Source organism: Paracraurococcus ruber (assembly GCF_004353985.1).
GTDB classification, from domain to species: Bacteria; Pseudomonadota; Alphaproteobacteria; order Acetobacterales; family Acetobacteraceae; genus Paracraurococcus; species Paracraurococcus ruber.
This window is the reverse complement of sequence record NZ_SMOA01000166.1, coordinates 1-12899: the sequence shown is the minus strand read 5'-3', so window position 1 is coordinate 12899 and position 12899 is coordinate 1. Positions and strand designations below refer to the sequence as shown.

The window sequence follows — 12899 nt, the reverse complement described above, 5'->3', positions numbered from 1 at the left end:
CGCCGGGGCGGGCCGGCGCCTGCTGCGGCCGCGGCTGCGCCAGCGCCGGCGATGGCAGCGTGCCCGCGGCCGCCGTGGCCAGCAGGACGGCGCGGCGGGACGGGCCGCGATGAACGGCGCGGGAGGTCATGGCGGGCGGGACTCCGATGGGCGTCTCGGCACCGCATACGCCGCCGCACCCCTCCCGCTCAAGCGTTTGGCGCGGATTACTCGACCAGAAGCTTAACCTCAGGCAGCCCGGCCGCCAGCACGCCGGCCACCGCCCGGTCCGCCGCCGCCGGCGACGCGAAGGGGCCCAGGCGGACGCGGAATTGCGGCTGCCGCCCCTCGCCGAAGGGCTCCACCCGGGCGCCCAGGTCGCGCAGCCGCGCCGCCTGCTGCTGCGCCAGGTCGCGGCGGAAGAAGCTGCCCGCCTCCACCCAGAGCCGGCCCGGCATCGCCGGGCGGGGCAGCACCTGTTCCGGCAGCGGGTCGGGCGGCAGCCCGGCCTCGGCGCCCGGGGCCGCCGGGGCGGTCGCGACGCGCGGCGCCTCCCGCACCCGTTCCGCCTGGCGGCTGCCGGGCAGCGGGGCAAGCTCCTCGCGCTCCACCGCCACGGTGCGCACCGCCTCCACCTGCGGCGCGGTGCGCTCGCTGCTCGGCAGGGCGCGGGCCAGGGCGCGGCTCGGCGCATCCTCGACGCTGACCCGCACCTGCGCGGTGCCGCCGGCGGGGATGCCGAGCAGCGCCGCCGCCCGGGACGAGAGGCCGATGACCCGCCCCGGCTGGGCCGGCCCGCGGTCGTTCACCCGCAGCCGGACCTCCCGCCCCGTCTCCAGGTTCCAGACGCTGACGATGGCCGGAAGCTGCAGGGTGCGGTGCGCGCCCATCAGGCGGTCGGGGTCGAAGATCTCGCCATTCGTGGTGCGGCGGCCGGCGCGGCGGTCCGGCAGCACGGCGGCCAGGCCGCTCTCGACCCGGCCGAATTCCTCCTTCGGGTAAGACCAGAGCCCGCCGAGGCTGTAGGGCTCGCCCAGCATGTAGCGGGGGCTGCCCTGCGGCGGCGGTGCCGGCTGGCAGGCGGCGAGGGCGAGGCACAGGACCAGCATCCCGGAAGGGGCCTTGCCCCTCCCGGACCCACCCCACCAAAGGCCGAAAGGCCTTTGGAAACCTAGAGTCTGCATCAGCCGAAGCGGTCGGAGAGCAGACCGACCGCGAGGCCGTAATTCACCGGGCTGTTGTAGCGGCGGATGACCCGCAGGTTGTGATGGCCGAGGAAGACCTGGCCGCCGCCGCGGTTCGGCAGCACCACCCGCGCTTCCAGCTCCGAGGCCGGCAGCGGGCTGCCATCCTCGCTGCGCCAGCCCAGCCGGCCCCAGTCGCGCAGGCTGCGCACCGCCTCGGTATCCGCGCCCTCCGCCACGAAGCCGGCCGGCGGGCGGACGGCGCGGCCCCAGGGCTCGCCCTCCCGCCAGCCGGATTTTTGGAAGTAATGCGCGATGGACCCCAGCGCATCGGCCCGGCTGTCCCAGATGTCCCGCCGTCCGTCGCCGTCGAAATCCACCGCCATGCGCTCGAAATTCGTCGGCATGAATTGCGGCTGGCCCATCGCCCCGGCCCAGCTGCCGGTCATCCGCGCCGGGCTGATATGCCCGCCATCCAGCACCCGCAGCGCCGCCAGCAACTCCTTGCGGAAGAACTCGGCGCGGCGGCCTTCCCAGGCCAGGGTCGCCAGCGCCTCGATCACCGCGAAGCCGCCGGTATTGCCGCCGAAATTCGTCTCGACCCCCCAGATGGCGACGATGACGCGGGGGGAGACGCGGTAGCGCGCCTCGATGGCGCCGAGCAGGCCGCGGTTCTCCGCATACATCCGCTGGCCGTTCTGCACCCGCACCGGGTTCACCATGATGCGGTCGCGGTATTCTTCCCAGCTCAGCCGGCCTTCCGGCTGGCGGTTGTCCAGCTCGATCACCCGCTGGTTCGGCTGCAGGCCGGACAGCGCGCGGAGCGTGGCCTGCGAGACGCCGGCGCGCCGCGCCTCCGCCCGCACCCCGTCGAGGAAGGCGTCGAAACTGCCCTGGGCCCGACCGGGCGACAGGATCGGGGAAGCGGCGAGGAGGGCGACTCCGCCGAGGATTGGGCGCCGTGCGAGCATGATGCGCCGCATGCCATGCGGGCGGCCCCGGGCGCAACACGCGCGCAACGCGGAGTTGCGCCGCTTGGCCGCGACCCGGGGGCGGCCTAGGATCGCGGCAATCTGTGGGAGGATCGCCATGGCCGCCGTGACCGCCACGCTTGCCGAATATTGCGCGACGCTGGACTTCGCCGCCCTGCCGGCCGAGGTGCAGCAGCGCACCCGCTTCCTGGTGCTGGACCTGGTCGGCAACATCGTCCGCGGCCGGCATGATGCCGAGAGCACGCCGCCGCTGCTGAACGCGGTCCGCGCCCTGGGCCTGGCCGCCGGCAATTCCGCGGTGCTGGGGGATTCCGCCCGCTACACCCCGGCGGGCGCGGCGCTGCTGAACGGCGCCCTCGCCCACAGCCTGGATTTCGACGACACCCATGCCGCCGGCACCCTGCACCCGGGCGCCCCGGTCATCCCGGCCGCGCTGGCCGCGGCCGAGATGGTCGGCGCGAATGGCCGCACCGTCCTTTCGGCCATCGTCGCGGGCTATGAGGTGACCTGCCGGCTGGCGCTGGCCCTGCCCGGCGGCGACCATTACGACCGCGGCTACCACCCGACCGCGACCTGCGGCGCCTTCGGCGCGGCCGCCGCGGCGGCGCGGGTCTTCGGCCTGGATGCCAAGGGGGTGCAGGACGCCTTCGGCATCGCCCTGTCCCAGGCCGCCGGCAGCCTGCAATTCCTCGCCAACGGCGCCTGGACCAAACGCTTCCAGGTCGGCTGGTCGGCGATGAACGGCCTCGCCGCCGCGTCCCTGGCGCGGGAAGGCTTCCGCGGCGCCGCCGAGGCCTTCGAGGGCAAGGCCGGGTTCCTGCGCGCCTATGCGCCGAACCCGATACCGGAGCGCGCCCTGCAGGGCCTCGGCACCGAGTTCGAGCTGATGCAGACGGCGGTGAAGCCCTATCCCTCCTGTCGCTACGGCCATGCCGGCATCGACGCCGCCATCGCGCTGCGGGCCGAGCACGGGCTGAAGCCGGAGGAGATCGAGGCGGTGACCATGGGCCTGCCCAACAAGGGCATGCTGCTGGTCGGCGCCCCGCTGGCCTACAAGCAGAACCCGCAGAACGTCGTGGATGGCCAGTTCAGCGGCCCCTTCGTGGTGAGCTGCGGCCTGGCCTACGGCCATATGGGCTGGGACAGCTACGCCCTGCTGCAGGACCCCGCGGTGCGCAGCCTGCTGCCGAAGGTGGACTGCGTGGAGGACCCGGAAGTCCAGGCGCTGTTCCCGACCTACATGGCCGGCAAGCTGACCGTGAAGGCGCGCGGCCAGGTCTTCACCCAGCTGGTCAAGGTGGCGAAGGGCGAGCCGGAGAACTTCCTGACCGAGGCGGAGCTGCGGGCGAAATTCCATGGCCTGGCGGATGCGGTGCTGGGGCCGGACCGGGCGGCGCAGCTGGCCGATGCGGTGATCGGGCTGGAACGCGCCGGCGACGTGAACGGGCTGATGCGCCTCGCCGCGCCGATGATGGCGGCGCGGCTGGCCGGCGAATAGGCCGGCCTGGGGCCGGGCTTGACCCGGCCCCGGCCCGCATCGCATTGGGGCGAAGCGGGACAGGTGGCCGAGTGGTTTAAGGCAGCGGTCTTGAAAACCGCCGTGGGTTCACGCCCACCGTGGGTTCGAATCCCACCCTGTCCGCCACCCGGGCGCCGCTTCCCACGGCGGCCCCTACAGCCAGCCCCTGATGCTGCGGACCATGGCGTCGGCCGAGATGCCGTAGCGGTCGTGCAGCGTCGGCAGCGCGCCGGCATCGAGGAAGGCATTGGGCAGCGCGACCTGGCGGAAGCGCGGCGGCACGACGCCGGCGCGCAGCAGCGTGCCCGCCACCGCCTCGCCCAGGCCGCCGATGACGCTGTGGTTCTCCGCCACCACGACCAGGCGGCCGCTGCGCCCGGCCTCCCGCAGGATCGTCGCCTCGTCGAGCGGCTTGATGGTGGGGCAGTGCAGCACGGCGGCCGACACCCGGTCCGCCTCCAGGCGCTTCGCCGCCTCCAGCGCCCGCATGGTCATGAAGCCGGCCGAGATGATCAGCACCTCAGCGCCGTCGCGCAGCAGCTTCGCGCGGCCGAGTTCGAAGCGGTAGTCGTACTCGTCCAGCACCAGCGGCACCTGGCCGCGCAGCAGCCGCATGTAGACCGGGCCGTCATGCGCGGCGATGGCCGGCACCGCCTGTTCGATGTCCAGCGCATCGCAGGGATCGACGATCACCAGGTCCGGCATGCCGCGGAAGATCGCCAGGTCTTCGGTCGCCTGGTGGCTGGGGCCATAACCGGTGGTCAGGCCCGGCAGGGCGCAGCAGATCTTTACGGGCAGCCCCTCCTCGGCGATCCCCTGGCTGACGAAGTCGAAGGTGCGGCGGGACGCGAAGGCCGCGTAGGTCGTCACGAAGGGCACGAAGCCTTCGTGGGCGAGGCCGGCGGCGGCGAGCATGAGAAGCTGCTCCGCCATGCCCATCTGGTAGAAGCGGTCCGGATGTGCCTGGGCGAAGACGTGCAGGTCGGTGTACTTCGCCAGGTCGGCGGTCAGGCCCAGCACCTCCGGCCGGGTCCTCGCCAGCTCCACCAGGGCATGGCCGAAGGGTGCCGGGCGGGTGCGCTGGTCCGGCCCGGCGATGGACGCGATCATCGCCGAGGTGGTCAGGCGCGGCCGGCCGGGATCGGCGGCCTGCTGCGGGACGCCCCGCCAGGGGGCGCGCCTGGCGCGGCTCATGCGGTCCTCCCCTCGTCCAGCGCGGCGATGGCCAGCGCCCATTCATGCGGTTCCACGCGCAGGAAATGCGACTTCTCCCGCGTCTCCAGGAAGGGCACGCCCTTCGCCATCCGCGTGTCGCAGAGGATGACCCGCGGCTTCGGTTCGGCGTGGTTGCGCGCCGCGTCGAAGGCGGCGACCAGCGCCGCGATGTCGTTGCCGTCCACCCGCTGGGCGAACCAGCCGAAGGCCTGCCACTTGTCCGGCAGCGGCTCGAAATTCAGCACGCCGGTGGAGGGGCCGTCGGCCTGCATGCGGTTCACGTCGACGATGCAGATCAGGTTGTCGAGCCGGTGGTGGCCGGCCGACATCGCGGCCTCCCAGACCGGGCCTTCGTCCAGCTCGCCATCCGACATCAGGGTGTAGACGAAGCGGTCGGAGGCCTTCCGCTTCAGGCCGAGCGCCATGCCGACGGCGATGCCGAGCCCGATGCCGAGCGAGCCGCCGCTGATCTCCATGCCCGGCGTGTAGCTCGCCATGCCGGACATCGGCAGGCGGCTGTCATCGGTGCCGTAGGTCTCGAGCTCCGCCTCCGGCACGATCCCCGCCTCGATCAGCGCGGCATAGAGCGCGATGGCGTAGTGCCCGACCGAGAGCAGGAAGCGGTCGCGGCCTTCCCAGGCCGGGTCATCCGGCCGGTAGGCCAGGGCGTGGAAATAGGCCACGGCCAGCACATCGGCGATGCCGAGCGCCTGGGCGATGTAGCCCTGCCCCTGCACCTCCCCCATCCGCAGCGCATGGCGGCGGATGTTGCGGGCGCGGTCCTCCAGCCCCGGCGCGTTCGCGCGCACCGCTTTTCGCGCATCCATGGCGCGTCTCCTCTCCGGTGGTGGTGACGATGGCGGCCGCAGCGCCGCGCGGCGGTGTCCCGGGTGTCGCCTAGTGGATCAGCATGCCGCCATTGACGTCGATGACGGCGCCGGTGACGTAGGAGGACAGGTCGGAGGCGAGGAACAGGTAGATCCGCGCCACGTCGATCGCATCGCCCAGCCGGTTCAGCGGGATGCCCTTCAGGATCTCCGCCCGCATCTCGGGCGTCAGCTTGCCGCCGGTGATGTCGGTCTGGACCAGGCCGGGAGTGACCATGTTCACCCGGATGCCGTCGGGGCCAAGCTCCCGCGCCATGGCCTTGCCCAGGCCGAGAACGCCGGCCTTCGCCGCCGAGTAGTGCGGCCCGCCGAAGATGCCGCCGCCGCGCTGGGCGGAGACGCTGGACATGCAGGCGATGCTGCCCTGCCGGCGCGCCCGCATATGCGGGATGACGGCCTGGCTGAGATACAGCACGCCGGTCATGTTGACATCGACGATGCGCTGCCAGTCCGTCGGCGTGATCTCCATGGTCCTCACCGGCTGGGAGATGCCGGCATTGTTGATCAGCGCGTCGATCCTGCCGAAGGCCTCGATCGCCTGCGCGGCGGCGGCGCGGCAGCTCGCCGCATCGGCGACGTCGCAGCCGATGCCGACATGGCCCTCCCCCAGCTCGGCCGCCGCCTGGCGCGCCCCTTCGGCATCGAGGTCGAGGATGGCGACGCGGGCGCCATGCTCGGCGAAGAGCCGGGCGGTGGCCCGGCCGATGCCGCGGGCGCTGGCGGCGCCGGAGATGATGGCCGTCCTGTCGGCGAGCAGCATGCGACGTCCCCCTGGTCCTTGCTTCGCCGCCGATGTGCCGCCTCCCCGGACCCGGCGGCAAGCGAGGAATTCGCGCCGACAGGTGAGCCTGATTCACCGATCGGGCGGGTCCCTCGCATCCAGCGCCGCCGGGCCGAGGTCGAGCCGCAATTCCCGCCCCAGCCAGCCGAGGAAGAGCTGCATCGCCCGGACGTAGCGCCGCGGCCGCGGGAAGACGAGCCAGTGGCCGGTATAGACCACGTCCTCGCAGCGGCCCTGCAGCGGCCGCACCAGCCGCCCCGCGGCCAGCTCCCGCTCCGCCAGCAGGGTCGATTCCAGCGCCACCCCCAGCCCGTCCGACGCCGCGCTGAGCGAGAGGAAGCTGCGGTCGAAGCGCGGCCCGCGCGGCGCCGGCGCCGGTACCCCGTTGGCGGCGAACCAGGCGGGCCAGCGGACCCGCTTGTTGTCGCTCTCGATCAGCACCTGGCCGAGGAGGTCGCGCGGGCTGCGGATGGACGGCGCCAGCGCGGGGGCGCAGAGCGGCGCCACCACCTCGGTCCCCAGCGGCAGCACCAGGGTGCCGGACTGGCCGACCTGCTCGGCGGCCGGCAGGCCATAGACGATGTCGGCATCGAACTCGTCGGCCAGGAAGCGGGTGTAGTCGGTACCGGCGGCGATGCGCAGCTCGAGCCCCGGGCAGTCCTCCAGCAGCCGTCCGAGCCGCGGCACCAGCCATTGCGCCGCGAAGCTCGGCGCGCTGTGCAGCCGCAGCAGCTGCGGCCGGCGCGCGGCGACGCTGCCGATGCCCAGCTGCAGCGCGCCGAAGCCCCGCTCCACATGCCGCAGCAGCGTCTCGCCTTCCGGCGTCAGGCGGATGGCGCGGCCGTCGCGCTCGAACAGCCGGGCACCCAGGTCCCGCTCCAGCCCGCGGATGGCATGGCTGACGGCGCTCGGCGTCAGGCCGAGATCCTCGGCGGCGGCGCGGAAGGATCCGGTGCGGCCCGCCGCCTCGAAGGCGCGGAGCGCGGTGAGCGGCAGGTGCGGCGGCATCGGCGAAGCATGAGACAGCCTCATGCATGGGGGCAATCGCCCGGCGCGCCTCCCGCCCGCCCCGCCCCAGGGGCCCGCCTTGCCCGGCCGCGCCCGGGCGGCCTAGCCTCGCACTCGCCGTAGCGTGAGCAAGGGGAAAGCCGCGTGTCCATCGCCTTCGATCGTCGCCGCATGCTGGGGCTGCTCGCCCTCGGGCCCCTGGCCGCGCCGGGGGCGCTGGCCCGCCCGCTGGACCAGGTGCTCTCGACCAGGCGGCTGCGCGCCGGCATCAACCCCACCCTGCCGCCCTTCGGCACCTTCAACGAGCGCAACCAGATCGACGGCTTCGACGCCGACATCGCCCGCGAGATCGCCCGGCGGATGAATGTCGAGCTGGAGATCGTGCAGGTCGGCAGCCCCGACCGCATCCCCTTCCTTCAGGCGGACCGCATCGACATCGTGCTGGGCGCCATCACCCGCACGGTGGAGCGCGCGCTGGTCATCGACTACACCCAGCCGCTGCACACCCAGTCGGTGGTGGTGCTGACCAAGGCCAGCGGCACCGCCGCGCCGATCGCAGCGCCGGCCGACCTGAACAACCCGGCGGTGCGGCTGGTGCAGGTGCGCGGCACGGTGGGCGTGCCCTGGATCCAGGCCAATGCGCCGCGCGCGCAGGTGACGCTGCTGGACAATTACCCGGACACGTTCCGCGCCCTGGCGCAGGGCCGCGCCGATGCCATGGTGGACGTGCTGGAGAGCATCGTCGTGCCGCTGCGGAATTTCCAGGGCACGCCCTGGAAGGTGCTGGACCAAGTGCTCGCCAGCACCTGGGTCGGCATCGGCGTGCAGAAGGGCAATTACGGGTTGCGCGACGTGCTGAACGTCATCCTGTTCGAGCTGCACCGGACCGGCTTCGTCGAGCAGGCCTGGGAGAAGTGGTTCGGCGAGAAGATGAAGACGCCGGTGCCCGTGAACCCGATGTTCTAGGGCGGATCGCGGCAGATCATGGACCCGCTCCGCGCGCGATGACCCGGCGCGTCCCGATGGCCGCGGCGCCGGGGGCGCGACAGGCCCCCCCGCCGACAAGGATCGTCGACCCGTGACCCTGCAATACGGGCAGGTCCTGCCCTACCTGCCCGATTTCCTGCGCGGCGCGCTCACCGCGCTGTGGATCGCCGGCGTCGCCTTCGGGCTTGGGCTCGGCCTCGGGCTGGTGGGGGCGGCGCTGCTGCGCTGGGGCGGCTGGCCGGTGCGGGCGCTGGTCATCGCCTATGTCCGCTTCTTCACCTACACGCCGCAACTCGTGCAGATCTTCTTCCTGTTCTTCGCCCTGCCGGAGGCCGGGATCATCCTCTCTCCGGTGCAGGCGGTGCTGCTGGGGATGACGCTGAATGCCGGCGCCTACCTGACGGAGATCGCCCGCGCCGGTTTCGCCAGCGTCCCGCCGGCCGAGCTGGACGCGGCGGAGACGCTGGGATTCAGCCGGGCGCAGATGCTCTGGTACGTGGTGGCGCCGCATGTGGTGCGGGCGCTGTATCCCGCGCTGTCCAACCACTACATCATCATGACCCTCGGCACGTCCATGGCCGCGATCTTCGGGGTGGAGGAGCTGACGGGCCGAGCGCTGAACGCCAATGCGGTCACCTTCCGATCGGTCGAGATCTTCTCGCTGGTGGCGCTGCTCTATGTCGGGCTCACCGTCGTCGCCTCGCTCCTGCTCTGGCTGGCGGGTCGGCTGCTGTTCCGGGTGAAGGCGCGGGTGTTCTGACGCGGATGGGCGTGCTCGACATCATCCTGGCGGAGGCGCCGCGCTTCTTCACCTGGTGGAACCTGCTGTTCCTCGGCCAGGCCATGCTGAACACCCTGCTGGCCAGCCTGCTGGGCTGCGGCCTGGGCTATGCCGCGGGTTTCCTGCTGGCCTGCCTGCGCCTGCCGCCGCTCGGCCTGCCGGCGCCGCTGCGCCTACCGGTGATCCTCTGGGTGGAGGGGTTCCGCCGCATCCCCTTCCTGGTGCTGCTGCTGCTGGTCTTCTTCCTGTCGCAATTCGCGCGGCTGGAGGCGCCGCTCTGGGCCGTGGCGGTCGCCGCGGTGGCGCTGCGGATGAGCGCGCTGGCCGCCGAGAATGTCCGCGCCGGGCTGGAAAGCGTGCGGCCGCAGCAATGGGAGGCGGCGCTGACCATGAACCTGCCGCCGGTCACGGTGCTGCGCCGGGTGGTGCTGCCGCAGGCCTGGCGGGTGATCCTGCCGCCCTCCATCGTGCATGTGCTGTCGATGGTGAAGGAGACCTCGCTGGTCAGCCAGATCGGCTTCATCGAGATCACCTTCGCCGCCAAGATGCTGACCCAGCGCGGCTTCTCCGCCCTGCTCACCTATGGCACGGCGCTGGTGCTGTATTTCTGCCTGTCCTGGGCGCTCGCCTCGCTCGGCCGCTGGGCGGAGCGGCGGCTCACAAGCCGCTCGCCCGCATCGCCTCCCGCAGCATCGCCGCTTCCGGCCCCGTGACGGGGGGTTGCGGCGGGCGGATGGCGGCGCAGGGGATCACGCCCATCTCGCGCAGGCACCACTTCAGGCGCGCGGTGGCGCGGCCGGCCGGCGCTGCGCCGTAGATCGCCTCGGCCAGCGGTTCCAGCGCCTCGTGCAGGGCGCGGGCCACCGGCAGGTCGCCGCGCCGCACGGCGGCATCCAGCGCGACGATCTCGTCCGGCAGCAGGTCGGCCAGCGACACCAGGCTGCCGTCCGAGCCGTGCACCATGCAGGCCAGCAGATGCTCGTCGCCGCTGGCGCAGACCGCGACATCCGGCCGCCGCGCCCGCACCTGCCGGCGCAGCGCATCGTAGCGGTTCACCTCCCAGGACCCTTCCTTGATGCCGACCACCGCGGGGATGTCGAGCAGCGCGTCCAGCGTCTGCTCGGAAAACCCCATGCGGCCGGCGGCGTGATGCGCCTGGAACAGGAAGATCGGCAGGCCCGGCACGGCCTCGGCGATCAGGCGGTGGTGCAGCACCGCCATCTCGGTCGTCTGCGCCAGGGCGAAGCCGTTGGGCGGGAAGACCATCACCGCATCGGCGCCGGCGGCCCGCGCCTGCCGCGCCTCCTCCGCCGCCTCCAGGCTGCTTTCGGCATTCACGCCGGCGACGACGATGCGGCTGGCGCCGACCACCGAGACCGTCACCTCCACCGCCCGGCGCTTCTCGGCGCGGGAGAGCACGGCATTCTCGCCGGCATGGCCGTTCATCAGCACGCCCACCACGCCGTCGCGCAGCACGCAATGCGCGGTGTGGCCGGCATAGGCCTCCCAGTCCGGTGCGAAATCCTCCTGCATCGGCAGGACGGTGGACGGGTAGATGCCGTGGAAGGGTGTCGGGCCATCGGGGATCATGCGGCGGCGTCCTGTCTGAGCCGTTTCATGGGGGCGGAGTCACGCGTCCGGGCCTTGCGGTCCTCCCGCGCTCCGATGCGGGCTGGTCGTGGATCGGCTTCACGCGTCCGGGCCTTGCGGCCCTCCTGCGATCCGATCCAGGAGCCTGTCAGGCGGGAAGAGCGCCAATTCGGGCTGCTGCCCCAGCACCGCCTGGGCCAGCAGCCGGCCCATATAGGGGCCGCTGGTATAGCCGGAATGCACGCTGCCGATGATCCAGGCATCCGGCACGCCGGGGATCGGGCCGATCACCGGCAGGGCATCCGCCGTCTCCGCCTCCAGCCCCAGCCAGGCGCGGGTGACCCGCGCCTCCCGCAGCGCCGGCACGGCGAAGGCGGCCAGGCGGATATTCCCCAGCAGGTTCTCCGGCCGCACCGCCAGCCCGCCGCGGGCGCGGTCGCCAACCCCCTGCCAGCCGCCGCCGATCAGCACGCTGCCATTGGCATACTGCTTGAGGCTGAGCAGGCCGGAGGCGACGCCGAGCACCGTGCGCATCACCGGCGGCAGGCGTTCCGTCACCACAAGCTGGTTGACCAGCACCTTGATGGGCAGGCGGATGCCGAGCCAGGCGCACATCTCCTCCAGCCAGACCCCGCCGGCCAGCACCAGGCGCGCGGCGCGCAGCGGCCCCATTGCGGTGTCGAGGTCGAAGCCGCCCGCCACCTGGGCGATGCCGCAGACCGGCGTCGCCTCCCGCAGGTCCACCCCGGCGCCCCGCAGCGCCGGGCCGAAGGCGCGGCCGGTGAGGTGGGCGGTGGCGAAGCCGTCGATCGGGCAATGCCCCGCCAGCAGCACGCGGTCGGAGAGCCCTGGCTCGATCTCCCGCGCCCGATCCGGCCCGACCAGCTCGATCGGCGCGCCGGCCTGGCGGCGGATGCTCGCCCGCTCCTCCAGCATCGCCGCCTCATGGTCGGTGAAGGCGACGGAGAGGCCGGGGCAGGCGGTCGCCAGCACATGGCCGCCATCGGCCCATTCCGCCATGCGCAGCCACATCGCATGCGCCCGCAGCGCATAGGGGATCAGCGCGGCGCGGGTCATCTGCATGGTCAGGGTGCCGGCATTGACGCCGCTGGCTTCCCGGCAGATGGCGACGCGGTCCAGCAGTGCCACGCGCATGCCGCCCCGCGCCAGGAACAGCGCGGTGCTGCAGCCCATGACGCCGGCGCCGATGACCGCGCAGTCATAGGGGGCGGATGCGGGCGTCACCGCCATCCCCCGCCGCGGCCGGGCATCGCGGCCGCACCCGGCCTGCCGGCGTCGCCGCCAGGCCCGGCGGCGCGCCGGGGTGCCGGTTGGCGGGTCGCGGCGGGCATCAGATCGGCGCCGGTGCCGGGACGGGGATGTCGGCATAGTCGAACGCGCCCAGCAGCGCCTGCATCGGCACCGGCCGCAGCGGGATGCGGCCGGTGGCGAAGCCCGCCGCCGCCCGGCCACCGACCGCGGATGCGAGCAGCTCCGCCACCCCCTCCCCGCACAACCGCCCCTGGCAGGGGCCCATGCCGGCGCGGCTGAACTGCTTCACCTGGTTCAGGTCGCGGGCGCCGGCGGCGATGGCCGCGTCGATGGCGGCACGGGTCACGGCCTCGCAGCGGCAGACCACGCAATCCGGCGGGATCGCCGCGGCCAGGGCCGGGCGGGGCGCCATCAGCGTCGCCATGGCCGCGCCGGCACGGGCGGCCCGGGCCAGCGCCGCGGCATGGCGCCGCCCCTCCGGCACCGGGTGCCCGAGGTCCCGCAGCGCCGCGAGCGCCACCAGGCGGCCGGCATGCGGCGCCGCCGCGGCCCCGCGCAGGCCCGCCATGTCGCCCGCCACATAGAGGCCCGGCACGCTGCTGCGGCCCTCCGCATCCGTCTCCGGCACCCAGCCGCCGGAGCCGGGCCGCCAGGCATGGCGGGCGCGGAAGACCCGCGTCGCCTCGGTGGCCGGGACCAGCCCA

General features: G+C 73.3%; 13 protein-coding genes and 1 tRNA gene. 5 read left to right on the top strand and 9 right to left on the bottom strand.

Annotated features, from left to right (window positions below):
* Positions 1–206: 206 nt before the first annotated feature.
* Both E2C05_RS22140 and E2C05_RS22135 read right to left on the bottom strand, forming a co-directional pair.
* Positions 207–1088: an SPOR domain-containing protein gene (locus E2C05_RS22140; RefSeq protein ID WP_133221821.1), complete on the bottom strand. Its 882-nt coding sequence runs from the start codon at positions 1086–1088 to the stop codon at positions 207–209.
* Positions 1089–1162: 74 nt separating this feature from the next.
* Positions 1163–2134, bottom strand: coding sequence for a lytic murein transglycosylase (locus E2C05_RS22135; protein ID WP_133221820.1), 972 nt, complete (start codon positions 2132–2134; stop codon positions 1163–1165).
* A gap of 118 nt (positions 2135–2252) precedes the next feature.
* On the opposite strand from E2C05_RS22135, the gene E2C05_RS22130 reads away from it, so the two are divergent.
* Entirely contained in the window at positions 2253–3653 is a 1401-nt protein-coding gene (locus tag E2C05_RS22130; RefSeq protein ID WP_133221819.1) for an MmgE/PrpD family protein, read from the top strand.
* Between the two features lie 57 nt (positions 3654–3710).
* Positions 3711–3800, top strand: a tRNA-Ser gene (locus E2C05_RS22125).
* Positions 3801–3827: 27 nt separating this feature from the next.
* On the opposite strand, the gene E2C05_RS22120 is transcribed toward E2C05_RS22125, so the two are convergent.
* From E2C05_RS22120 to E2C05_RS22105, 4 genes are all read right to left on the bottom strand, one after another.
* Entirely contained in the window at positions 3828–4868 is a 1041-nt protein-coding gene (locus E2C05_RS22120; RefSeq protein ID WP_240046826.1) for a transketolase family protein, read from the bottom strand.
* Entirely contained in the window at positions 4865–5716 is an 852-nt protein-coding gene (locus tag E2C05_RS22115) for a transketolase (RefSeq protein WP_133221817.1), read from the bottom strand. Before E2C05_RS22115 ends, E2C05_RS22120 begins: the two co-directional genes overlap by 4 nt.
* A 70-nt stretch (positions 5717–5786) precedes the next feature.
* Entirely contained in the window at positions 5787–6536 is a 750-nt protein-coding gene (locus tag E2C05_RS22110; RefSeq protein WP_133221816.1) for an SDR family NAD(P)-dependent oxidoreductase, read from the bottom strand.
* A gap of 93 nt (positions 6537–6629) precedes the next feature.
* On the bottom strand, positions 6630–7565 hold the full coding sequence (locus E2C05_RS22105; RefSeq protein WP_133221815.1) for a LysR family transcriptional regulator: 936 nt from the start codon (positions 7563–7565) through the stop codon (positions 6630–6632).
* A 144-nt stretch (positions 7566–7709) separates the two neighbouring features.
* Between E2C05_RS22105 and E2C05_RS22100 the strand changes: the two genes are divergently transcribed.
* The 3 genes from E2C05_RS22100 (at position 7710) to E2C05_RS22090 (ending at position 10046) form a co-directional block, all read left to right on the top strand.
* Positions 7710–8531, top strand: coding sequence for a transporter substrate-binding domain-containing protein (locus tag E2C05_RS22100; protein ID WP_200306447.1), 822 nt, complete (start codon positions 7710–7712; stop codon positions 8529–8531).
* 112 nt (positions 8532–8643) lie between these two features.
* Complete coding sequence (locus E2C05_RS22095) at positions 8644–9312, top strand: amino acid ABC transporter permease (RefSeq protein WP_133221814.1); 669 nt, start codon at positions 8644–8646, stop codon at positions 9310–9312.
* Between the two features lie 5 nt (positions 9313–9317).
* Entirely contained in the window at positions 9318–10046 is a 729-nt protein-coding gene (locus E2C05_RS22090; RefSeq protein ID WP_133221813.1) for an ABC transporter permease subunit, read from the top strand.
* Here the strand turns inward: E2C05_RS22090 and E2C05_RS22085 are convergent.
* From E2C05_RS22085 to E2C05_RS22075, 3 genes are all read right to left on the bottom strand, one after another.
* Positions 9991–10923, bottom strand: a complete 933-nt coding sequence (locus E2C05_RS22085; RefSeq protein WP_133221812.1) for a dihydrodipicolinate synthase family protein — start codon at positions 10921–10923, stop codon at positions 9991–9993. The genes E2C05_RS22090 and E2C05_RS22085 overlap by 56 nt on opposite strands.
* Before the next feature lie 99 nt (positions 10924–11022).
* Positions 11023–12174, bottom strand: a complete 1152-nt coding sequence (locus E2C05_RS22080; RefSeq protein WP_133221811.1) for an NAD(P)/FAD-dependent oxidoreductase — start codon at positions 12172–12174, stop codon at positions 11023–11025.
* A gap of 100 nt (positions 12175–12274) precedes the next feature.
* Positions 12275–12899, bottom strand: a 625-nt coding sequence (locus E2C05_RS22075) for a (2Fe-2S)-binding protein (RefSeq protein WP_192912503.1), incomplete at its 5' end; no start/stop codon positions are given.